Source organism: Halostagnicola alkaliphila (assembly GCF_055379965.1).
Genome location: NZ_AP043826.1, coordinates 565907 through 587880 on the forward strand (window position 1 = coordinate 565907; position 21974 = coordinate 587880).

The 21974-nt window shown below is 61.0% G+C and carries 25 protein-coding genes; 12 read left to right on the forward strand and 13 right to left on the reverse strand.

The genetic code is table 11. The features are described 5' to 3' along the window. Positions 1–45: 45 nt before the first annotated feature. The gene (locus ACZ5C7_RS07940) at positions 46–1707 is read right to left on the reverse strand and encodes an HTTM domain-containing protein (RefSeq protein WP_464375795.1); all 1662 of its coding nucleotides are present in this window, start codon (positions 1705–1707) and stop codon (positions 46–48) included. A gap of 167 nt (positions 1708–1874) precedes the next feature. Here ACZ5C7_RS07940 and ACZ5C7_RS07945 point away from each other — a divergent pair, with 167 nt between their 5' ends. Both ACZ5C7_RS07945 and ACZ5C7_RS07950 read left to right on the forward strand, forming a co-directional pair. Continuing rightward, the gene (locus tag ACZ5C7_RS07945) at positions 1875–2807 is read left to right on the forward strand and encodes an ABC transporter ATP-binding protein (RefSeq protein ID WP_464375796.1); all 933 of its coding nucleotides are present in this window, start codon (positions 1875–1877) and stop codon (positions 2805–2807) included. Next, positions 2807–3652: an ABC transporter permease subunit gene (locus ACZ5C7_RS07950; RefSeq protein ID WP_464375797.1), complete on the forward strand. Its 846-nt coding sequence runs from the start codon at positions 2807–2809 to the stop codon at positions 3650–3652. The genes ACZ5C7_RS07945 and ACZ5C7_RS07950 overlap by 1 nt, the downstream gene beginning before the upstream one ends. Positions 3653–3716: 64 nt before the next feature. On the opposite strand, the gene ACZ5C7_RS07955 is transcribed toward ACZ5C7_RS07950, so the two are convergent. From ACZ5C7_RS07955 to ACZ5C7_RS07975, 5 genes are all read right to left on the reverse strand, one after another. Beyond that, entirely contained in the window at positions 3717–3968 is a 252-nt protein-coding gene (locus ACZ5C7_RS07955) for a hypothetical protein (protein WP_464375798.1), read from the reverse strand. Beyond that, positions 3965–4180: a HalOD1 output domain-containing protein gene (locus ACZ5C7_RS07960; RefSeq protein ID WP_464375799.1), complete on the reverse strand. Its 216-nt coding sequence runs from the start codon at positions 4178–4180 to the stop codon at positions 3965–3967. The genes ACZ5C7_RS07955 and ACZ5C7_RS07960 overlap by 4 nt, the downstream gene beginning before the upstream one ends. Before the next feature lie 377 nt (positions 4181–4557). Next, a complete protein-coding gene (locus ACZ5C7_RS07965; RefSeq protein ID WP_464375800.1) occupies positions 4558–5355 on the reverse strand; it encodes a nucleotidyl transferase AbiEii/AbiGii toxin family protein in 798 nt (265 codons plus the stop codon). Then, positions 5352–6179: a type IV toxin-antitoxin system AbiEi family antitoxin domain-containing protein gene (locus tag ACZ5C7_RS07970; protein ID WP_464375801.1), complete on the reverse strand. Its 828-nt coding sequence runs from the start codon at positions 6177–6179 to the stop codon at positions 5352–5354. Before ACZ5C7_RS07970 ends, ACZ5C7_RS07965 begins: the two co-directional genes overlap by 4 nt. A gap of 157 nt (positions 6180–6336) precedes the next feature. After that, positions 6337–6927, reverse strand: coding sequence for a diacylglycerol/polyprenol kinase family protein (locus ACZ5C7_RS07975; RefSeq protein ID WP_464375802.1), 591 nt, complete (start codon positions 6925–6927; stop codon positions 6337–6339). Between the two features lie 169 nt (positions 6928–7096). Between ACZ5C7_RS07975 and ACZ5C7_RS07980 the strand changes: the two genes are divergently transcribed. Both ACZ5C7_RS07980 and ACZ5C7_RS07985 read left to right on the forward strand, forming a co-directional pair. Then, complete coding sequence (locus ACZ5C7_RS07980; RefSeq protein WP_464375803.1) at positions 7097–7582, forward strand: redoxin domain-containing protein; 486 nt, start codon at positions 7097–7099, stop codon at positions 7580–7582. A 265-nt stretch (positions 7583–7847) separates the two neighbouring features. Then, positions 7848–9272, forward strand: coding sequence for a GntP family permease (locus ACZ5C7_RS07985; RefSeq protein ID WP_464375804.1), 1425 nt, complete (start codon positions 7848–7850; stop codon positions 9270–9272). Positions 9273–9377: 105 nt separating this feature from the next. Here ACZ5C7_RS07985 and glyS read toward each other — a convergent pair whose 3' ends face one another. Beyond that, on the reverse strand, positions 9378–11177 hold the full coding sequence (glyS, locus tag ACZ5C7_RS07990) for a glycine--tRNA ligase (RefSeq protein WP_464375805.1): 1800 nt from the start codon (positions 11175–11177) through the stop codon (positions 9378–9380). Continuing rightward, positions 11170–12021, reverse strand: a complete 852-nt coding sequence (locus tag ACZ5C7_RS07995; protein ID WP_464375806.1) for a CBS domain-containing protein — start codon at positions 12019–12021, stop codon at positions 11170–11172. The genes glyS and ACZ5C7_RS07995 overlap by 8 nt, the downstream gene beginning before the upstream one ends. Before the next feature lie 185 nt (positions 12022–12206). On the opposite strand from ACZ5C7_RS07995, the gene ACZ5C7_RS08000 reads away from it, so the two are divergent. From ACZ5C7_RS08000 to ACZ5C7_RS08010, 3 genes are all read left to right on the forward strand, one after another. After that, a complete protein-coding gene (locus ACZ5C7_RS08000) occupies positions 12207–12371 on the forward strand; it encodes a DUF7556 family protein (protein WP_464375807.1) in 165 nt (54 codons plus the stop codon). Positions 12372–12554: 183 nt separating this feature from the next. Further along, complete coding sequence (locus ACZ5C7_RS08005; protein ID WP_464378413.1) at positions 12555–13364, forward strand: alpha/beta fold hydrolase; 810 nt, start codon at positions 12555–12557, stop codon at positions 13362–13364. An 80-nt stretch (positions 13365–13444) separates the two neighbouring features. Continuing rightward, positions 13445–14107 carry a helix-turn-helix domain-containing protein gene (locus tag ACZ5C7_RS08010; RefSeq protein ID WP_464375808.1) on the forward strand — a complete coding sequence of 221 codons (663 nt, stop codon included), beginning with the start codon at positions 13445–13447 and terminating at the stop codon, positions 14105–14107. A gap of 33 nt (positions 14108–14140) precedes the next feature. On the opposite strand, the gene ACZ5C7_RS08015 is transcribed toward ACZ5C7_RS08010, so the two are convergent. Then, complete coding sequence (locus ACZ5C7_RS08015; protein WP_464375809.1) at positions 14141–14866, reverse strand: CPBP family intramembrane glutamic endopeptidase; 726 nt, start codon at positions 14864–14866, stop codon at positions 14141–14143. A 308-nt stretch (positions 14867–15174) separates the two neighbouring features. Here ACZ5C7_RS08015 and ACZ5C7_RS08020 point away from each other — a divergent pair, with 308 nt between their 5' ends. The 3 genes from ACZ5C7_RS08020 to ACZ5C7_RS08030 all read left to right on the forward strand — a co-directional run bounded on the left by ACZ5C7_RS08020 (position 15175) and on the right by ACZ5C7_RS08030 (position 16736). After that, positions 15175–15894 (forward strand): type 1 glutamine amidotransferase, encoded by a 720-nt coding sequence (locus tag ACZ5C7_RS08020; protein ID WP_464375810.1) that lies wholly within the window; start codon positions 15175–15177, stop codon positions 15892–15894. A gap of 127 nt (positions 15895–16021) precedes the next feature. Then, positions 16022–16309, forward strand: a complete 288-nt coding sequence (locus ACZ5C7_RS08025) for a hypothetical protein (RefSeq protein ID WP_464375811.1) — start codon at positions 16022–16024, stop codon at positions 16307–16309. Between the two features lie 280 nt (positions 16310–16589). Next, a complete protein-coding gene (locus ACZ5C7_RS08030; RefSeq protein ID WP_464375812.1) occupies positions 16590–16736 on the forward strand; it encodes a hypothetical protein in 147 nt (48 codons plus the stop codon). Here ACZ5C7_RS08030 and ACZ5C7_RS08035 read toward each other — a convergent pair. Next, positions 16733–18931, reverse strand: a complete 2199-nt coding sequence (locus tag ACZ5C7_RS08035; protein ID WP_464375813.1) for a heterodisulfide reductase-related iron-sulfur binding cluster — start codon at positions 18929–18931, stop codon at positions 16733–16735. The two genes, ACZ5C7_RS08030 and ACZ5C7_RS08035, sit on opposite strands and share 4 nt — an antisense overlap. 178 nt (positions 18932–19109) lie before the next feature. On the opposite strand from ACZ5C7_RS08035, the gene ACZ5C7_RS08040 reads away from it, so the two are divergent. Both ACZ5C7_RS08040 and ACZ5C7_RS08045 read left to right on the forward strand, forming a co-directional pair. Further along, complete coding sequence (locus ACZ5C7_RS08040; protein WP_464375814.1) at positions 19110–19700, forward strand: conditioned medium-induced protein 4; 591 nt, start codon at positions 19110–19112, stop codon at positions 19698–19700. 42 nt (positions 19701–19742) lie between these two features. Continuing rightward, positions 19743–20417, forward strand: coding sequence for a CRISPR-associated protein Cas4 (locus ACZ5C7_RS08045; RefSeq protein ID WP_464375815.1), 675 nt, complete (start codon positions 19743–19745; stop codon positions 20415–20417). A 46-nt stretch (positions 20418–20463) separates the two neighbouring features. Here the strand turns inward: ACZ5C7_RS08045 and ACZ5C7_RS08050 are convergent, their stop codons facing one another. From ACZ5C7_RS08050 to ACZ5C7_RS08060, 3 genes are all read right to left on the reverse strand, one after another. Continuing rightward, on the reverse strand, positions 20464–21054 hold the full coding sequence (locus ACZ5C7_RS08050) for an L-threonylcarbamoyladenylate synthase (RefSeq protein WP_464375816.1): 591 nt from the start codon (positions 21052–21054) through the stop codon (positions 20464–20466). An 84-nt stretch (positions 21055–21138) separates the two neighbouring features. Then, a complete protein-coding gene (locus ACZ5C7_RS08055) occupies positions 21139–21648 on the reverse strand; it encodes a redoxin domain-containing protein (RefSeq protein ID WP_464375817.1) in 510 nt (169 codons plus the stop codon). Next, positions 21649–21948 (reverse strand): glutaredoxin family protein, encoded by a 300-nt coding sequence (locus ACZ5C7_RS08060; protein ID WP_464375818.1) that lies wholly within the window; start codon positions 21946–21948, stop codon positions 21649–21651. Positions 21949–21974: the final 26 nt, after the last annotated feature.

Below are 21974 nucleotides of genomic sequence, written 5' to 3' on the forward strand. Positions count from 1 at the left end.
GTCGTCGCCGAGGACCGGCTCCGTCAGTCCGCCTCGAGTCGGCAATCAACTCGTTTCTGGCGGCTGAACCGTCGCCGGTTCGTTGTCGCCACAACCGTGGCGGTAGAACTCCGTGTACTCTCGGTCGCGATCACCGGGCGTATCGATCGTCTCGTGAGTGATGTCCTCTTCGACGACGTACATGTTCAGGCGAACGAGCTCCTCGTCGTGATCCTCGGACCACTGCTCGCAGATGTCGTCGGCCAACGTTCCGGGAACGTCGTTGCCAGCGTAGCCTCCGCGGCGGACACTGTTCATGTAGAAGCGCTCGCGGTAGGTATCGTACTGTAACTGTAGCTCATCGTGGGGTCGATCGTAGGCCAGGGGCCGTTCGTTGTAGGCGTCGACCAGCTCGCCGCTCTCGGTTTCGGCGGGGAAGACGTAGTACCGGTCAGTCGTCCGGGGATCCGGGCCGGCGAAGACGCCCCAGCCCACCGGCTGGTCGATTCCCAGGCTCGAGGCGACCGTCTCGACCTGTGCGACGCCCCGGTGCTCCTCGAGGGTCTCGTGAACCGACCCCTCGATCCGTTCCTCGAACTCCCGGTCGCTCTCGTCGTCCAGTGCGGCTCCGCCAACGTTGACCGCCAGTACGGTGGCGACGAACAGGACGGTGACGACGACGGCACCGAGCGAAAGGCTGTACGCGCGCTTGCGAGCGACGGTGATTCGTTCGTCGTCGGCTCCCGAAGCGGGAACTCGTTTTGCGATCCCCTCGAGCCGCCGGGTCGCTCGCGTCGCGATTTCGGAAGCGTCGATTCCCAGCCGGGTCGCTACCGCGCCCAGATCGTCCCAGAACTGCGCTTGCAAAAAGAGGAGAACGCCGGCGATCGAGACGTATGAAAACGCGCCGATGCGGACCGTCAGCGCGAACGAGAGATGGCCCGCGACGAACATCCCGGCCAGTAGCATCCGCGGGCGGCCCCGTAGCACGAACAGGACCGGCGAGCAGACGAGCATGAGAAACCAGAGTAAGCCGCCGAACTCGAGCAGTACCGGGAACTGGCGCACGGTGTCCCCGAGCAGGAACGTCATTTCGTCGAGGCCGAGCACCAGCGGCGCGGCGTCTCCGCTCGTCCAGACGTCGGATCGTGATTTGATCAGCCCGTTCGTGAAGTACATGTAGACCATCTGGCCCAGAATCAACGCCGAGGCGACGCTCGCGATGGCGGTTCTGGGTTCCCGGTCGTCGTGGACGGCGTCGATCGACCACCGCTCGCCCAGCGGGAGGAAGATAGCCCAGAACGCCAGAAGTCGAAATAGCGTGTCCGCGTAGCTCAACACGAACGGGTTGTGGTTGTCCAGCGAGATGATGAACAGGAATGTTAGTACCGCCGCGAGGCGCGTTTTGTAGCCGACAATCAACAGGAGAGCGAACAGTCCCTGCAGGACGAACAGTCCCGCGATCAGGGTCGGATCCGTCGTCAGGTGGTAGATCGAGAACGGGTACGTTGTGGCTGTCTCGAGGACGAGCGATTGCGGGACGACGCCGCCGTCGGTGTAGAAGTACCCGAAGTTTCGCGCCCGGAGGAACAGATCGGCGAGGACGAGGAGGCCGACGCACACGCGAAAAACCGCGAGCGTTCGCGTGTCTATCCGAATGCCCCGACGCAGGCGGCTTCGAAGCCGGCGGCCCGACTCGTGAAGGGAGGAGGTTGTCGTGGGACCCATCTGTCATCCTGATTCTATAGGAACGGTATAGGTTTTGCTACTGAAACGACTGCTCGACGACGCGTCGGCGGTGGACGAACGGTTCGGATTCGCTGCTCACGATTTAGCTAAACCACCGGCACGAACCGATCAAAAGGATAATAGTAACGACGTGACACGTTCGTCGTATGGCCGCCATCGAACTCCGCGGCGTGACCAAACGGTACACGAGTTACGGATTGCTCGGTAACCGCTCGGTCACGGCCGTCCAAGATCTCGATCTCACCGTTCACGAGGGTGAGATATTCGGGTTTTTAGGTCCGAACGGGGCCGGAAAGTCGACGACGATCGACCTCCTCCTCGAGTACGCCGAACCGACCGACGGATCAGTTCACGTTCTCGGACACGACGTCCAAACCGAGAGCGTCGCCGCAAGAGAGCGCGTCGGCGTCCTTCCCGACGGTTACGGTCCGATCGGCGAGCGAACGGGCCGCGAGCACGTCGAGTTCGCCATCGAAGCAAAGGGCGCCGAGGACGACCCGGACGAACTCTTAGAGCGCGTGGGCATGCTCGGTCCCGACGAGTACCCCCTCGAGGAGTACTCGAAAGGGATGTCCCAGCGGCTCATGCTTGCGATGGCGCTCGTGGGCGAGCCGGACTTGCTCATCCTCGACGAGCCTTCGACGGGACTCGATCCTAACGGCGCACGGACGATGCGAAAAATCGTCCGCGAGGAGAACGACCGCGGCGCGACCGTCTTCTTCTCGAGTCACATCTTAGAGCAGGTCGAGTCCGTCTGCGATCGGATCGCCATCCTCGATAGCGGACAGCTGGTCGCCGTCGACAGCCTCGAGAACCTCCGGACGGATGCCGACGGATCTGCCCAGGTCACGGCAGAATTGTCTGCGGTCCCGCCGGAGATTCCCGACCGAATCCGGACGCTCGAGGGCGTCGAGGACGTACAAACGACGGGAACGTCGGTCGTCGTCGCCTGTCGAAACGACGTGAAAGCGACGGTGATCGCGACGCTTCACGACTCGAGCGTCGACGTGTTGAACGTCACGACCAGCGAAACCTCGCTGGAGGATCTCTTCGAGAACTACACGCGAGGTGTCGCCTGATGGGGATCGGCGGCTCCTCGCGGCTGGCGCTGTATATCCGCGAAGACGTTCGCGATACCGTCCGCGAGCGTCAGGCTCAGGTCATCGTCGGGCTGTACGCGCTCGTCGGCGCGTGGGTGGCCAACAACGCCGCGAGTTCGTCCCTGGTCGAACCGTCGGAAGTCGACCTGTTCGCCGAACTCGTCCCCGTCCTCGTGTTGCTCACGCCGCTGGTCGCGCTCGGATTCTTCTGTTCGTCGCTCGTCCAGAAGCGCACGGGCGGCGCGCTCACGGTTATTCTCGGGTTGCCGTTCTCGAGGAAAACTGTCGTTCTCGGCACGCTGATCGGCCGCTGTCTCGTCATGACGACGGCGGTACTCGCCGCGATCGCCGCCGCCGTTCCGGTCGGCTACCTTCGCGGGATCTCCTTCGAGCCGATCAACCTCGTCGGCGCGGTGCTCTTGGTCGTCCTCCTCGGGGTCACGTTCACCGCGCTCGCGGTGTTTCTCTCGGTGGTCACCCGGACGGCCACTCGAGCGACCGTCGCCGCGTTCGGCACGTTCGTGATCTTCGCGGCCAACGTCTGGAGTCAGCTTCCGCGGCTCGGAGTGTACGTCAGTTACGGGCTGTCGTATCCGGACACCTACCCCGCGTGGTACGACTTCGTCGTCGCGCTGAACCCGATGGCGGCGTACACCTATCTGGTGGCCGAAGCGTTTCCCGATCTCGAGGGCGGGACCTTCATTCGAGCGCCCCAGGAACCGGCGTTCTACGAACGGCCGACGTTCGCGGTCGCCGTGCTCCTCGGCTGGATCGTGTTCGCGACGTGGTTCGGGTATCGACGATTCCGGGCGACCGATCTGTAGTCCTCGAAACCCTGCTAAAAACGTCGCCGCTGATACAGCCCGAAACGCCGTCCTCCTTCGTCGCCTATCGCTTCCACATCTGATTCGCGTGGACCCGACACCCGCAGGGCTCGAGGGTGTGAAAGACGGGATCGACCGCGAGCACCCGCACGATCGGGGCCCCACAACGCGGGCACTCGAGAAACCGCAACTCGCCGCTCCGTTCGCGATCGACGTCGTCCAGTCCGAGCGTCTCGAGCAGGTCGTCGATCGATTTGGGTTCGGCGGGTTCGCCCCGATCGTCCGCGCGGTCTTCGCGTTCCTCGGGGTCGGTCACTCGCCGATCACCCGAACGCCGTCGTTCGTGATCGCGAGTGAAATCCCGCGGACCAGCAGTCGGACCTCGACGTTCGACCCGCCGGTTCGGACCACCCGCTCGAGCGCCTCGGGATCTACCTCGCGGCCGAGCTGGTAGGCGTCCCGCGGGAGCCCGTGGTCCTCGAGCGTTCGGACGATATCCACGACGAGATGGTCGGTGGGATTCGTCATCGTCGCGGGACACCTCCGGTGCTCGGTCGGCGAGTTTGGCTGAAGCCACTCGTTCGTTCGGTTCGATTCGACTGTCGTACGGGACGTTTAAGCCCGCGGAGAAGCAATCCGATCATGGCAACTGACCCTTACCGGGTTCGGAAGCCACGCCTCGGGTGCTCCACCACCCGGGGCATTTCTATGCGAAACGCCCCCATCAGACGGAGGGCGCAGCTTCCGTTTGGGCACTCGAGCTATAGTGTCATATAACTACTGTTTCAGGCTAGAACGAACGTCGGAACTCTCCTCGTGTGTCCTCTCTGTTTCTCGAGTATCTGTCGAGGTGTTGTCCAGTAGCTCAGTTGGGTTGAGCGACAGACGCCAGTGGTTGGGTTGTTTCACTGTTCTGCCAGGGATTCGACGTACTTCTCGAGTGCTTCGTAGACGAGACCGAATTCGGGAAGATCTGCAACCAGATCTGGGAGCGTGTGGTTCCAGGCGTCCTGTATCTCGGTCTTCTTTGCCGTTGGTAGTCCCGAGCGGAGGGGGATATCCAACCCGTCGTGCTCACACTTTTTTCGAAAAGCTGGCACAATACCGGCGTCGGTAACAGTAGCTTCCGATATCATCCGATAGAGATCGTAGTAATCGCGCGCTTGTGTCCGCTGATAGAGCGCTCGCAATTTTTCTGCGAGGATTTCCTCGAGGCTATATGCGATCAGGGAAAATTCTGGTGTATCTTCGTACTCGTGTGTATGAGTAACTGGATCGAATTCTACGTGCTCGTCGATCATTATATCTAAGCTCGTCGTATTTTTCTGTCCGAGCACTGCATCGTACTGGATGTCAATATCAACGTAGTGTGTCGGATACTCTTCCCGCTGTAGCTCTCGATGTTGAGTTACCTCGAAATCGATCCCTGATCGCCTTATCGCGTCGTCTAACGCAGTCCTCAGTTCATCTGCGCTACCCTGGTAGTCTCCCTCAACGCCAAAATCAAGGTCTTCCGAATACCGCCACGTCTTCGGAAAGTATAGTTTGCTGAGTGCAGTTCCTCCTTTGAAAAGCAAATTCTCACCGTACGAACTTGTGTATATACTCCACAGAATCCAAGAGTTGACGTAGTTCTTCTCGGCGTATCCCAAACGGACATCTAACTCCCTGGCGACCTGTCGAAGTTCCGTTTCCGTAATCATGAGTCGACATCCGAGATGAGAGACTGCGGGTCGATGTTCAGGCGAAGCTGATACTTGCTATCGCGAGTGCCAGTTGCTTCTCGAGTCGGATCGAGGAGGGGATAGCCGGACGTAAACTCCTCGACGAGGCGTTCGTATTCGGGAAGAGCAATGTCGAGTTGATCAGCGAGATAGATGATCCGTTTCGTCGCAGCGCCGTTGTCGACTCGCTCGAGCGCGTCGACGACTTTCCCCCACGAACACTCATCGCTATTTTGCATCGCCTTGGCGAGTTCGCTGATTCCACCACAAAATTCTGGATGGTCGGCACAGTCCACGAGAGTTTTTTCGAGCGTTGCGATATTCACTTGTGACGGTCCAACTGCCGTTGGCTGATAGCCGAAGAACTTCTGCTCGGTGACGGTGACTGGTCGATACGTCACACCGTGGATCTCTCGGCTCTGCGCCCGCTCAGTTGTCGCGATGTACACTGTCCGCGGAACCTGTTCTGTGAGCCCGTAATGATTCAATGCGTTCCAATATCCGACGTACATCGGACTCGCAAGCGATTGGGCAATGACAAATTCGTGTGCAGTGTATAGCGGTTCCTCTCCTGCAGTAAGTGGAAGAATAAGATATTTTCCTCGAGCAAGATGCTCGAGCCACCCCTTCTCTTTCAAGGAGAAGGCCATATCCGACGCTGATTTTCGAGGAATATCGAGTGTATTTTCGATATCTCCGACCGAGATCACCTCTCGACCCTCGCTTGCAAGCTGTGAAAGTGCCCGTGATTCGCGTGTGGACAGGCTTTTCCTTTGTACTATCTCCTCGTTTTTCGATGCCATTGCCGTGGTACCTACATGGATTCTAAATCCACTCGGAAATAAATCTACTTGTTAATTTGTGTGGAGATAAGCTTCCCTATAGCCGTGTGAAGCACATAGACTCTAAAACACATCACAAATATATTATAGGATGATGAAAAATCTCTCGAGACGAGCGTTAGATCGGAACGAACTCGAGAACCAGATACCCCAACAATCCGGCGTAGATCGGGATCGTGAGGTTGTCGTCGACGACGAAGTCGCCGATTTTCACCGTGATACAGTCGGCGACCATTGCACCGATCGCCGCCGCAACCGCGACCTCGGGATGCTCGCGCAGGAAGGGGAGTGCGATCAGGAAGCTCACGACGAACATCGTCGCGAACACTTTCGGGCTCTTGAACCGACGGAGGGAGTTGTCCGACACCGCGCCGCTTACCGGATCCCCGATCGCGAGCATCAACATCGCCGGAAGGGCGATTTCGGACGGGAACGCGAGCACGGCGACGGTCATCGAGACCATGTAGTAGCCGTAGCCGGCGAACTGGTCCTGTTCGTACTCTCGAGTAAGCTTGTCGTAGAGGGACAGCTCGAGGCCGGCCTTGAGCCGGAGGAACTCGAGGCCGATAGTCCCGACCGCGAGGACGACCATTAGTAGCTGAAAGCGGTCCCACGTCAATCCGAGATCGAAATAGGCGGCGAGCAGGTAGAGGGCGACCAGTCCGGCACCGCTCGAGTGGACCAGCCGTCGCTTGAGTTCGTCGGCCATCCCGTGAGTCCTCGAAGTACGTGACCTTCAGTTCGTCGGATTACTTTCCGCGCGGGCGTCGCGTCGTCGAGGGAGCGGACGGCGGGATTCGGGAGCAATCAGAACCGGCGAACTCGGACGTTGAGAGTGCGGGGTTGTCGTCTTTATCCGTCGTGACCGTACCTGTGTTATGGATCCCCAAACTCTCGCACTCGAGTACTCGAACGTCGGGGAGGGACCGGACCCGGTGTCGATTACCGAACTCGCCTCCGACACGGCGTTTCTCGTCCTGCTGTTGATGCAGAGCCATCGGAGCGGAACCTGTCGCCAGCAGGTTCGCAAGATTGCGGCCGAGTACGACGAGTTTCGGCGGCGAGACGCTACGGTTGCGGCTGTGGTTCCGGGAACGCACCCGAAAGTCCGGTCCTGGCGCCGACTCGTGGACCCGCCGTTTCCGATTCTGGCGGACGACGACGGTGTCGTCCGCGAGGAGTTTCACCAACCGACGCAGTACGGGACGATCGGTCGGTTCGTCGCGTCGATCGGACGCGTTCCCGTGACGCTCGTTCTGGACTGTCGCGACGGAGAGCCGTCGGTCGCCTACAGTTACGAAGGCCAGACGTCGCTGGACCGACCGTTGCCGGTCGACCTCCTCGCGGCGATCGACGACCTGTGAGAACGAACCGGGTACCCGGACCGGTTCGCCTCGAGCGAACCCGGCGCAGTAAACTAGTTTGATCCTGAGATAGCCGACCGATACGAGCCAGTTTTCGACGACCGTCTTGTTACTATGGATGTAGTAATTACTATTCCTATAGTGGACTAATTTGGAACAACACTTGGAACTCGACCGCCTCTAAATTTAATATTTGAAAATTTGCTGTTGTATACTCATCGATTAATATAATACTCTCTATCAGGGTAGATAACCTGTAGCATATATGGCAATTGCTAATCCACTGATAGTATTCGCAATCGGATTGGTTGCGGTTATCGCACTACTCGTCTGGTTGAAATTACCTGCGGTTATCGGGCTCGTCGTCGCTTCCTTTATCGTCGGCGCTGCGACGGCAGCGGTACCGATCGGCGACGTTCCTGAAGAGATCGCCGCCGGATTCGGCGACACGATGACAGGGATCGGTATCCCCATCCTGATGGCGGCGATCATCGGGAAGGGAATGATGGAAAGCGGGGCCGCAGAACGCATCGTTCGGTCGTTTCAGTCGACGACCGGCGAAGATCGGTCCTACCTCGCCCTATGGGGGAGCAGTAGCGCGCTCTCGATCCCCGTCTTCTTCGAGAACGTCTTCTACCTGATGGCGCCGCTGGCTCGCTCGATGCGAGCCCGGACCGGGCGCGACTACGCGCTGTTCCTCTGTGTGGTCGGCGCCGGGGCGGCGACGACCCACGTGTTCGTCCCGCCGACGCCGGGCCCGCTGGCGGTGGCGGGAGAACTCGGTGACGCGGTCGACCTCGGCGCGATGATGCTCGGCGGCGTCCTCGTCGCGGTTCCGACGGCCGCCGTCTCCGGAATCCTTTACGGGAAGTGGATCAACAATCGCCTCGACGACATCCCGCTGCGGGAGACGATGGGATCGACCGCCGAGGAGGTCAACGAACTGGCGGACCGTCCCGCCAGCGCCCTTCCCGGCATGTTCGAAGCGTTGCTCCCGATTCTTCTCACCGTCGTTCTGGTCGCTATGAACACCACCGTGGACTTCATGATCGACCTGGCCGCCGAGGATGTCTGGCCCTTCGCTGGTATCCAAGGACCGCTCGAGTCGTTCGCGCCGGCGGCGAGTTTTATCGGCGACCCTAACTTCGCGCTGACCGTCGCGGCACTGGCCGCCGCCGTGACGTACCTTCGCGTCCGCGATATCAGTCAGGAGATCTGGACGGACGAACTCGTCGAGTCGCTCAAGAGCGGTGCGCACATCGCTGCGATCACCTCCGCCGGCGGGGCGTTCGGTGGATTGCTCGCGGCCTCGGGTATCGGCGAGTACATCACGGATCTGGTCACCGTCGGATCGGGCGGCGGCGTGATGGTGCTGGTCTCGGCGTGGCTCATCGCCGCCGCCATCCGCATCGCACAGGGCTCTGCGACAGTTGCGATGATCACTACCGCAGGGATCATGGCCCCGCAGGTGCCCGACCTCGCAGTCCACCCGGTCTACCTCGCGCTGATAATCGGCGCTGGCGGCAACATCTTCTCGTGGTTCAACGACAGCGGGTTCTGGATGGTCAAGGAGATCGGCGGACTCACGCAGGCCGAGACGCTCAAGATCTGGACGGCGCTCACGACGATCATTTCGGTCACAGGATTCCTCATCATCGTCACCGTCGCGTCGGTTCTGCCGCTTTCCTGATCGGATCGTTCGGCTTCTCTTCCCGATCGTTTCTTCGAACGTACCCGTCCGTGTGTATCACACGAATTGAGAAAAGCGCTTCAGACACGCTCGCAACCGCGACGGTTACTCGCCCTCGAGTTCCGAAAATGCCACGTCTCCGGCCCGAATCGCGACGAGCGTTTCCGCCAGACCGTCCACCGGCAGGCGCTTCTGGTCGGTCGAGTTTCGCTCGCGAACCGTCACCGTCGTCTCCTCATTTTCTATCGTCTCGTAGTCGACAGTTACGCAAAACGGCGTGCCGACCTCGTCCTGACGGCGGTACCGTCGGCCGATGTTCCCCGAGTCGTCGTAGGTGACGGACAGCCCGGCTTCGCGCAGCTCCGACGCGATATCGTCCCCCTGGGCCTCGAGTTCGTCGTCGTTCTGGAGCGGGAACACGCCCGCGAACGTCGGCGCGACTTCGGGCTCGAGCTCGAGGTAGGTTCGTTCCTCGCCCGAAACCTCGTCCTCTTGGTAGGCGTGGTGGAGAACGGTGTAGACGACTCGGTCGACACCGAAGGAGGGTTCGATGACGGTCGGAACGACGTGCTCGCCCGCCTCGGTCTGCTCCTCGACGGCGAAGCCGGTCTTCTCGACGGGAATCTCGTGGCTCTCGCCCTCGAGTTCGATTTCGACCGTCTCGCCGTCGAAGGCGGACCGATCGCGTCCCGCGAGGGCCTCGAGTTCGGAGACGACGGCCTGTGCGTCGCCGCCGAACTCCGGCCCGAGGTAGCTCATGTCGGGATCGACGGTAGCGCGCTCGACGGTTTTTGGCTCGTCGTACTGCTTGAAGACCGTAAAGCGGTCCCCGGAGTGTTCGGCGTGCTTCGAGAGGTCGTAGTCGCCCCGATGGGCGAAGCCGGCGATTTCGATCCAGTTCCCATCAATTTCGCTCTCGGCGTCCCAACAGTCGCTCGCGTAGTGGGCGCGCTCGCCCGAGAGGTGCTGGCGGAACCGGAATCGATCCATGTCGACGCCGATCGAGTCGTACCACTCCTGGGCGATACCGAGGAAGTAGGCGACCCACGGGTCGGCGATGACGCCCTCCCTGACCGCGTCGCCGATGGTCGTCTCGATCGCTTTCCCGTCTTCCACGTTCTGTTCGGTGACGGGGTACAGCCGCACACCGACGTCTTCGACCGCCGAGAGGTCGGGTTCGTCTTCCTCGGGATCGATGAAGTACTCGAGTTCGGCCTGGGTGAACTCGCGGGTCCGGATGATCGACCGTCGCGGGCTGATCTCGTTGCGGTAGGCCCGGCCGATCTGGGTGACGCCGAAGGGGAGCGTGTTCCGGGCGTACTCCTTGAGCCGCGGGAACTCGACGAAGATACCTTGGGCTGTTTCGGGCCGAAGGTAGCCGGGCTGAGAATCGCCGGGACCGATGTTCGTCGCGAACATGAGGTTGAACGCTTCGACGGCTTCACCCCCGAGTCCAGCACCGCAGGAGGGACAGACGAGTTCGTACTCGGCGATAACTTCCTCGACTTCCGGAATGGGGAGGCTTTCGGCGTCCTCGAAGTCCGTGTTGTCCTCGACGATGTGGTCCGCGCGGTGGCTCTCGCCGCACTCGGAGCACTCGACGAGCATGTCGTCGAATCCGTCGAGGTGGCCCGACGCTTCGAAGACGGGTTCGGGCATGATCGTCGGCGCGTCGATCTCCATGTTGCCCTCCTCGAGGGTGAACCGGTCGCGCCAGGCGTCTTCGACGTTGCTCTTGAGCGACGCGCCCTGCGGACCGAACGTGTAGAAGCCGCCGACGCCGCCGTAGGCTCCGGAAGACTGGAAGAAGTAGCCCCGACGTTTGGCGAGTTCGACGAGCTGTTCGCTCGTCCGCTCAGCGTCGTCGTTCTGTTCTTGCTCTTGCGTTGGGCTCTCGTTACTCATACAGCGCCTCCAGCAGGTCGACGTCGCAGACGATGCCCGCGAGCTGTTCGCCCGATACCATTGGAATCTGCTCGATATCGTTGCTGATCATCTCCTGTGCGGCCTCCTGTACCGACCGCTTTGCCGTCACGGTGACGACATCGTCGGTCATGAAGCTCTCGACCGGGCCGTTCGGGATCTCGATGTCCCGCGTCGGCAGGTATCGACTCCCGACGCCTTTGATTCCCTCCCAGGAGTAGTCGGCATCCTGGTCCGGGAAGTTGTTCCCCGTCTCCTCTTCGCCTTCGACGATGCGAGCCACGTCGATGATGTCGACTTCGGTGAGGACGCCGCTCATACTCCCCTCCTCGTCGAGTGCAACCGTGTACGGAACGTTCGCGTAGTACAACTCGCGCTCTGCGACAGCCAGGGGAGCGCCCTCGTAGGTCGTGTTCACGTCCTCGCTCGCGTAGGAGCCGACGACGTCGTCGGTCTCCTGATCGCCCGTTGCGATGGCGTGGATAACGTCGGTTACTGTAACTATTCCTTCGAACTCCCCGTCTACGACCGGTACGCGACGCGCATCTTTTTCGACCATCTCGCGCGCGACATCCTCGAGCGGCGTCTCCGCGGTCGTCGTCGGAACGTCGTCCATCAGCATGACGAGCTGGTCCTCGTCCGGCTGCTCGATCAGGATGTCTCGAGAGACGAGTCCGCGGTATTCGGTCCCCTCGTCGGTGGATTTGACGACGGGAACCGACGAGAACGACTGTTCTTGCAGGTACTCGAGAACGTCGGTTCTGGTTCCCGGCAGTTCGACAGTCACGACCTCCTCGCGCGGCGTCATCGCGTCGGCTACGTTCATGTCCCGCTTGTACGGCTAAAATGAGTATAAACCCAGTGTTTCATTGGTCGGATCCGACGGGAGCCCAACCCTCATGTAGCCGGCGCTGTTAGCGGAACCTCCATCGAGCCAATCGAGCCGGCAGTCATTTCCATTGGACAGTCTATTTCGATGAGTTTATACGTGTGTGGGTGAGAACTTCTCCCATGCCCAACACTCACGCACATTCGGTTGGGTCCGACGACACCGTCGTTGGCTCCATCGATTCGGGAGGATCGAGCAGCGAATACGTCATCGCGGACATTTCAGCCGACGGTGCGTGGCTTTCGATGCAGGCCGACGATGCGCCGAAACTTCCGTCCTGGCGCTAACGCGTTCGTCCATATTGCGGCGTTTTCTACAGATGAGCAAGGCGAGTGCCTCGAGGTCCGCGAAACCTTTGGTTTCGCTTGATGACGAGACGCCTTTGGCGTCTCGAACCACTTGATCCCGAGGCGGTTCACCGGCGAGTCGAAACCGAAACCGGTGCCCGTCTCGGCCCCTTCGAGTCGAACATGCCAACTGCGTCGAACGGAGACGTCTCGCTTCACTACGAGGTCGACGGCGACGGTTATCGAGATAGTCCCGCGGGTAGTTCCGATACCGTCGTATTCGTCCCCGAAGCCGGCCTCGGCGGCTGGTCCTGGGGCTGGCAACACGCGGCTCTCGCCGGCCCGTTCGAAACCATCGTCTGGGATCTTCGAGGAACGGGCCGATCCGACGCGCCCTCCGGACCCTACGACCTCGAGACGCTCGCAGCGGATCTCGAGGCCGTTATCGCCGATTCCGGGACCCGATCGGCCCACGTCGTCGGTGCCGGCCTCGGCGGTGCCGTCGCGCTCGAGGCCGCACGCACGACGGATCGGGTAGAGACGCTCACGCTGCTCGGAGCCGCACCGACGGAATCTGCGTTCGACCTCGAGCCGCTGTTCGCCCCGCCGGAGGACCGGGAGGCGATCCGCTCGTCGCTCGAGACCCTCTTCTCGGCGGACTTCCGAGAACGCCAGCCCGAGGTACTCGAGGGGATCGTCGACTGGCGAGCCGACGGCGACGCCTCCCGAACGGGATGGGAGGCCCAACTCGGTGCACTCTCCAGATTCGATGCGACCGATTGGCTGGTCGAGGTCACCCAGCCCGCGCTTGTCGTCCACGGATCCGAAGACGAACTCGTCGATCCCGAGGGCGGCGAGCGGCTCGCTCGAGAACTTCCACGCGGCGAGTTCGAAGCGATCGATGACGCGGGCCATCTCGCGTTCATCGAACGCTCCCGAACCGTGAACGATCGATTGCTGGGTTTTCTCGAGGCGCAGGAAGACGAGCGCTGATTCCGATAGCCGCCGTTTCGGACTCGAGACAGGCTCCCACCAGCCACATTTTTGTATTACTCACTTGAACGGTTTGCCGAATGCAGTTTATCGATCTCACCGTCGTTCCTGACCCGTCGATTCAGTCCGATTTGAGTCGTCGGCTGGCTGCCAGCGATGCGATCATCAGGGAAGAACTGCTCATGTGGCGAATGAGCCGTCAACTAATTCTCAATCAGTTGTGTTTCGTTCACGGGGACCCGGACGTCTATGCGGATGCGTTGGCGGATGCCTCCGAAATACGCAAACACGAGATCAGGCCGGTCGGCGACGGCAGATTCTACGTCTACACGCAGGAGAAAGACGCCCACGAGCGGACCTCGTGGTGGTCGGTATTTTTGGGCCACGACTTCATCCACGCCCCGCCGGTCGTCGTCGAGGACGGAACGGTCACGGTCACGATTCTCGGGGACTTTCAGGAACTCCGTGAGGTCGTGTCCGATCTCTCCGAAGCGGTGTCGATCGAAATCGAGTCGGTCGGTGATTATCGCGGTCACGAACGACGGCTCACCGATCGATTAACCGCGAGACAGTATCGCGCCTTACGGACCGCCGAGTACGTCGGATACTACGAAGTCCCTCGAGAGGGATCGCTCGCCGAAATCGCAACGGAATTGAATTGTTCCGAGAGCACCGCCTCGGATCTGCTCCGCCGAGCGGAGCGCGAGATCGTTCGCGCGCTCGTCCCGTCGCAGAACCGATAGATGCTCCTGAACGTTTCTCGTCAGTTCTCTCGCTTAGGCGACGAATAGAGTCACGATCACGTACGCGTACACGTTGTTCAACAGGTGAAGTAACCACGCCCCGGCGAGGTTGTCGAACCGAATCCGGAGTATCGTCGGAAAGATCGCCCACGCGGCGATCGCGAACACGCCCGCGATGCCGAGTCCGAAGACGTGATACCCGGCGAAGACGGCGATCGAACCGAAGCCCGCAGCTATCGGAGACCACCCGCGGTCGTCGAGCGAACTGATCAGTGCCCCTCTGAAAAGGAGTTCCTCGGCGACCGGTGCCACGATCACCGCCCCCAACACGACCCCGGCGAACGTCAGGGGGTCGGTCAAGTCGTACGCGTAGAACGGTTCCATTTCGAACCCGAAAAGCCCCGCGACCCACTCGCCGCCGAGAAACGCGCCTAGCCCGAGCGGAACGAAGGCGAGTGTCCAGACAAGCTCGGCTCGATTCGGTCGACGGATTGGGAACGCCGTTCGCCGTTCAGCTTCGTCGAACTGCCACCACAGCAGGGACGCCGCCAACGCGAGCGCGATAGCGCTCGAGCCGTATACGACGCCGGCCGGCGGCTCGACGGTCGGGTCACCGACCGTAAAAATGTATCCGGAGATGGCGACAATTATCACCACGATTGCGAGCGTCGCAGCGCCGAGCGTGAGCCAGAGCCGGTCGGCGATGTTTGTCTCTACAGTATCCGTTCTATCCACTCCGGAGAGCCAGCCTGCGTCCATGTTTCTACGAAGACGTATCATCCGAAGCGTGATGGGAACTCGTACTGCACAGTTCGATCAGTTAAGTCCCCTCGAGAATACAACCGTTTCCGGAAACGGCGACGCTGATCCGTAATAGCTGTGGCTCCTCTCGAGTTCTCCCGCGTCGATGAACCCGGCGAGTCGCTCGAGGGCCGTAGCCCGATTTCGACGGCCGTGGTTTTGACTACGGTTCGAATACTGCCGATCCGGCTCTGCCTCGACGCAGGTCACGGCAACGCCCGTGGTGGGCGCAAGGCCTTTTTCCACCGAGCCGTCTACAACTGGTAATGAGTCAGCTCCGTATCGCCGTTCTCAACGCCGCACACGAGGACGCGAACACGACGCGAAACTTCCGACGCGAACTCGACGCCTCGTTAGTGGAGTTCGACGTTAACGGCGGCGAGCTCCCCGACACGGTCGACTTCGATGGCGCAGTCGTGACCGGTTCTCGCTCGTCGGTCTACTGGGACGACGAGTGGATCCTTCCGGTCAAAGAGTGGGTTAGTGAAGCGATCGACGCCGACGTACCGTTTCTGGGTATCTGTTGGGGACACCAACTCCTCGCGGACGTCCTCGGAGGAACCGTCGCCGACATGGGTGCCTACGAGGTCGGTTACAGCGAGATCGAACACACCGGCTCCTCGAGACTCTTTGAGGGCATCGACGGCGAGTTCACCGCCTTCACGAGTCACTCCGACGAAGTCGCAGAGCTTCCGCCGGGTGCCGAGCCGCTGGCCGAAAACGAGTACTCGAACCACGGCTTCAACAAGGGCCGCGTCTTCGGCGTTCAGTTCCATCCCGAATACGACACGAAGACCGCACGCGAGCTCGTCCACCGAAAGGAACTCTCCGACGAACGCCGCGAATCCGTCCTCGCGGAGATCACCGACGAGAACTACCAGCGAGCCTGTCAGGCGAAACTCGTCTTCGAGAACTTCCTCGAGTACGTTCGCGACATGCGACTCGAGGAGGGCACCGGGAAGGCGTCTCGAGACGTCTCTGCATAAATCTTCGTTGCGATCACGTTTTGTTCCGCTGAAGAGCGACTCTCGCCTGTTCCCGCTGCTACGTACGCTATCGAGGGGTTTACCAGTCGTAGAAAGGTTTACTTTTCTACTACCACTACTATTCTCTATGGCGACCTCGGTAAAGATGGACAAACGAACGAAAGATCGTCTCGAACGGTTACAAGCGGAAATCAAGCTTGAGACGGGACGGAAAGTAACGCAACAGGAGCTGTTAAAACGGCTGGTCGATACCGCCTACGACTCTCACTCCGAATTCATCGATTCGTTTCGCGATGAGTGGGACGGGCTATCCGAAGCGGAAGTCAAGCAGTTACTTGCCGGAACGGTCGCGTCCGGAAATCCAATCTCCGAGGAGAACATCGACGATGCGCTGTACGGCGCTGAACTCGAATGAGTCTTTTCTTTGATACGGGTGTCTTCTACGCGCTTCAGGATCGTGATTCTGCACGTCACGATGTCGCACTCGAGCGGTAAAACAGGCGGCAACGGGGCGAATTCGGCCGACTCTTTACGAGCGAGTACGTGTACGACGAAACGATCACGTTGGTCCGCCAACGAACGGGACAATTCAGTGCTGCAAAACAAGCGGGAGATCGGATCCGTGGTATCGAACGTACCCGAAAACGTTCGAACTGCTCCACGTCACTGAAGCGCTGTTTGACCGAACGATCGAGATGTTTCAGCGATACGATGACCAATCGCTCAGTTTCACCGATGCAAATAGCATCGCTCTCGTCGAAGCGTACGATATCGACGCCATTTGTAGCTTCGACGACGACTTCGACGGACTCGCCGAGCGAATCGATCCCGCTTCAATTTAGGCCGCGACCTCGAGACTCGCTTCGTCTTCTTTCCCGATCGCTTCGACGATTAGTTCGGCGACGTCGACGACCTCGATGTCGTCCTCGAAGCCGCCCGTTTTGCGTCCGTCCTCGTACATCGTCATGCACATCGGACAAGCAACGACGAACTTTTCGACGCCGCTCCCGGCGTCGGTGTCCTCGAGTGCCTCCCGAATGCGCTCTTCGCTCGGTTTGGGTTCCTCTTCGAAGTCCATCCAGAGTCCGCCCCCGCCACCGCCACAACAGAACGAGTTCGAGCGATTGCGCGGCATTTCGTCGAGCTCACAGCCCGTCGCGCGGATGAGTTCTCGAGGCGCTTCGTACTCGTCGTTGTACCGCCCGAGGTGGCACGGATCGTGGTAGGTGACGGTGTAGTCGAGTTCGGTGCCCGAAAGCTCGAGCGCGCCGTCGGTGACCAGCTCTTCGACGGCCTGGGTCCAGTGGAGGACGTCGATCTCGCCGTCGTCGTTCCAGAACTCGTCGTACTCGAAGGGCATGATCGGATCGTCGGCGAACTCCTCGAAGTCGACCTCCGGATACTCGTTCTCGAATGTGTTGTAGGAGTGCGGGTCCGTACAGACGATTTTGTCGAACTCGCACTCCTCGAATGACTCGACGTGGTGGCCGGCGAGTTCGATGTAGAGGAACTCCTCGCCGACGCGGCGGATGTCGTTGCCGTCGTACTTTTCGTCCTCGAAGAGGATGCCGAAGCTCACGTCGGCCTCCTCGAGTATCGTCGCGAGCGAGCGGGCGACCTGCTTGTTGCGCTCGTCGTAGCTCGGGAAGTCCCCGACGTACCAGAGGTAGTCGACTTCCTCCTCGCGGGCGTCGGTCACGTCGAACTCGAGTTCGTCGGCCCAGTCGGCGCGGTTTCGGGGGCTGTTACCGAAGGTGTTGCCGTCCTGCATGACGTTCTGGAAGACGTCCTGCATGGAGGAGGCGATGTCTCCCTGGTCGGTCATCTGACGGTTGAGCTTGGTGAAGGAGTTCAGGTGCTCGATTTCGACGGGACAGGCGTCCATACAGGCCATACAAGCCATGCAGGACTCCATCGTCTCGGTGTTGATCACGCTCGTCCCGCCATCGGCGATGATCGGCTGCTCCTCGCCGCCGGCGTCGAGTTCCTCGCGGTACTGTTTCAGATCGAGGATGACGTTTCGCGGGTCGAGCGGGCGGTCGGAGGCTTTCGCGGGACAGACCGACGAACAGCGGCCGCACTTGGTACAGGCGTCCTGGTCGAGGATATCTTTCCAGGTAAAGTCGTCAATGTCCTCGGCGTTGGTCGCGTCCAGATCTGAGGGGACGCCGGGGAGCCGTGCGCCCGCTTTCTCGTCACGCGTGACGACGTTCGCGAACGAGGAGATCATGTGGAACGGCTTGGCGTAGGGGATCCACGCGATGAAAAAGAGCGCGAGAAGCGAGTGGGACCACCACGAGAGCCAGTGGAGGGTTTCGGCGTTCGCGCCGAACGCGCCCATCGCGACGTACTCCTGAGCGACGTCCGCGCCGCCGACCGTCGGGATCCCGATTGCACCGAACAGCATCGCGAGTCCGTAGCCGACGAAGCTGACGATTTCGTGCTCGGGCATCCCCGTGATGTAGATACGGAACCCCTCGAGGAGGAAGCCGCCGACGCCGAGGCCGAACAGCGTCCAGATGAAGATATCGTCCTCACTCGAGGTGTGGCGATCCCAAAGGCGGTGATTGCGGACCCAGTAGCGCCGATACATGGCCATCCCGATACCGACGACGAACAGCAGTCCCATCGCGTCGACCATGAACTGGTAGGCCAGATAGAAGTCGCCTTCCCAGAAGAGAATGCCAAAGAGCATATCGGTCGCGTAGGCTTCGAAGCCGATGATAATGGTCGCGATGAGCAGCGTCAGAAAGCCCCACATGATAAACGAGTGCATCAGTCCGCCGTAGAGGTCCCTGTTGAACTGCTTCTCGTTCGAAAGAACGATTTTGGCTGCACTGACGATTCGATTCGGCAGGTCGTTGAGCCGAGCAAGCGGATCCTCGCCCCCGCGGGTGTAGCGTTCGAATCGGCGATACACGCCGTAAGCGAAGACGAAGAGCGTGACCGCGACGAGGAAGTAAAACAGGAGTATCTCGACGCCGTGAAGCCCCAGATACATGTCCCTCGACGCGCCCGCCTGTGCGACAATGTTCATGTTCTATCACGTGCGGGGATTCGACTTAACTCTTATCACCGCGTTCGGTACCCCTACCCGACGCCTTCTCCGTAAAATATTATTTATGTTTTGAGTTTACAACTGTGGGACGTTTCTTCTGCTTCGCGACGATATCTGGCAACAGGCTTATATAGCGTCCTATCTCCAATGTCCACTCATGAACGAAAAAACCGAGGAACTACGCGATATCTTTACGAACGTCACTGACGGCGAGGAGACTGTCACAGAGTCCCAGACGGCGAGTCGCGGCTCGCTCGAGAAGGACGAGCGAACGAACAACGAGCGCCTCGAGAGCGTCGTCACACAGATGCGCGAACGGTATGATTTCGAGACCCCGCTTACGAACGAGGAGTTGATCGATGTCGCCAAGGGGTTTTACGAGGGGATGAGCGACGAGGAGATCGCCGGGGAACTCGATGTCACGGAAGCGGACATCTTCGAGGCGAGGCTCTCGCTTCACCTGGTTGACGAGGCCGACGCGGACGAAGTCGATCTCGTGGCGATCCGCGAGCGCGATGAAGATCCTGCTACGCTCGCCGACGAGTACGACGCCAGCGAAGAACAGATCCGACGCTACCGTCGAATCGCGTCGGCTCGAGACGAATCGAGAGCGGCGAACGATCGCTACCGGGACGAGCTCGACAGCATTCTGGCGGATTCGGACCTGACCCAGCGACTGGCAAGCGACGTCCGGGAGGACGGCCTCGAGGACGCCACCGAGGGAATGGAAACCGACGTCTCGCTCTGAACCGGGCGAGACTTTTTATCAAATCGGGCAGCCAACGCGACCGTGTCCCGCGTCGCTTTCAGCGATCTCCGATCGGCCGCTTACTGTCCGCGTAAATGCTATTACGATCGTCGTCGCGATGAGCGCGATCCGCCCGCGGCCGTCGACCGAATCCGTTCGCTCGCCTTTCGGTACCAACCGCTTCTCGAGGCCGATACGAACGCCCTCGCGAACGAACCGATCAAAACCGATCCCGATTCCTACCGACGAGCGCTCGAGGGGAGCCGAGATCGACTCGAGCGCGCGGACCGGTGGGAAGCCATCTGCGACCCCGCCGCCGAATCCGTTCTCGCCACCGGCCGCGATGTACGCGGCATCGTTCACAAGGTCCTCTCAGATCCGCTTGAGCCGACGCTCGTCTCGACGGGTAAACCGCCCGAAACCGGCGTCTGGGAGTCCCAGTCGGTCCACGCCGTCGCGGCCGCGAAGGCGCTCGCCTGGGAGCACGAAACGCCGATCGAGGGCGCCTGGCTCGAGTACCCCGCCTACGGCGTCGTTCGGCGCCTCGAGATGACGACTCGTCGGAAGGCCAGGTACCGACGGGTGCTTCGGACGGTTCGCGAACTCGACGGGCCGCCTGCGAGGATTCGAAACGATTCCAAGTGCGAGGCTTGTGAGTACGCTGGCGAGTGTGGCGTCAGAACGCGGACCTTGCGGTCGCTGCTCGGGTTAGGGTAAGCGGTCTTTCGGCACCGTTCGGTGATCGCGAGGACCCGCGATTCGCTCACCGCTCCTCGAGCCACCGCTCAATCTCTCCAGCCTGAGCGCCGCGACGGTGAATTACACCGGTCGAGACGTTCACGACGGTGCTTTCGGTGCCCGCGGTTTCGCCGCCGTCGAGCACCACCGCCGCTCGGTCGCGGATCTCCGGGTCCAAATATCCAACCCGCCTGGCGCTCGAGCGACCGCTGATGTTCGCGCTCGTGGACGTGATCGGCGTTTCGGCCCGCTCGCAAAGCGCCAGCGCGAGTCGGTGGTCCGGAACGCGGACGCCGACGCGGTCGGCACCCGCGGTGAGTTCGTCCGGCACGGCCTCTCGTCGTCGACAGAGGACGGTGACGGGACCGGGGAGGAACGACGCCATGAACTCCCGTTCGCGGGTGGTCGTCCGGACGTGCTCGAGCGCCGTGGGAACCGACGGGACGGCGAACGAGATGGGGTTCGATCGATCCCGTGATTTCGCGTCGAACACGCGCTCGACGGCGTCCGCATCGAGCGCGTCGGCCGCGAGGCCGTAGACGGTTTCGGTCGGATAGACGACGAGATCGCCGTCGCGGATCGCATCGGCCGCACGCTCGAGGGATGATGGTGGCACGGTTGTCGTCACGACCTCCGCCCGTCGCGGGCAAAAACGTACCGCGTTCGACCGATGCGAGACGGTCGACTGCGACCCCTCCCATTACTCGAGCCCGAACTGCTCCTCGAGGTCGTCGTACTCGGGGAACTCGGGCCACTCGGCGGCGACCCAGCTCGCTTCGACGACGCCGTCCGAACCGATCGCGAAGAAGGCGGTTCGTGGCTCCGAAACGCCAGCCATTCCGTCGAGGTCGTGAGCGATGCCGTACCGTTCCGCGACGCCGTTCGCCGGATCCGCGAACAGGTCGAAGGGGTACTCGTTTTCCCCGATCACGCTCGAGTGGGCGTAGGGGGTCGAGGCGCTGACGCCGACGACCCTCGCGTCGGCGTCGTCCCACTCCCGTTCTGTGAGCTCGTCCCAGACGTACTTGGCCGCGTAGGAGCCGATCATCGGCGTGAAGACGAGAATCACTCGCCCCTCGTCGGTGAGTTCCGATAGCGAGCGATCCTCCCAGAACTCGTCGTTGACGAGCGGTCGGGTGAAATCCGGCGCTTTCGCCCCGGCTTCGGGATGGTCCGCCGGGCCGAGTTCGACGACGTCGAAATCCGGCATTCAGTCGTCACCCCCCGTGGATCCGCCATTATTCTCGCTCGCTCCCGCGTACGTCCGCTCGAGGTACTCGACGATGTTTCCGCTTTCGGCCATCGTAACGCCCGTTTCCTCGTCGACGATGACGGGAACCGATCGGACGCCGGCGACGCGTTTGACGACGTCGCGGTCGGAGTGCATCGGTTCGACGTACCGCGAGGCGTACTCGAGGCCGTACTCCTCGAGGAGGGTAACGACGCGTTCGCAGTACGGACAGGCCTGCAGTCGGTACAGGGTAATCGGTTGTTCAGTCGGTGCGCTCATGTGTGTTCGTTGGTGAAACGGGCGGG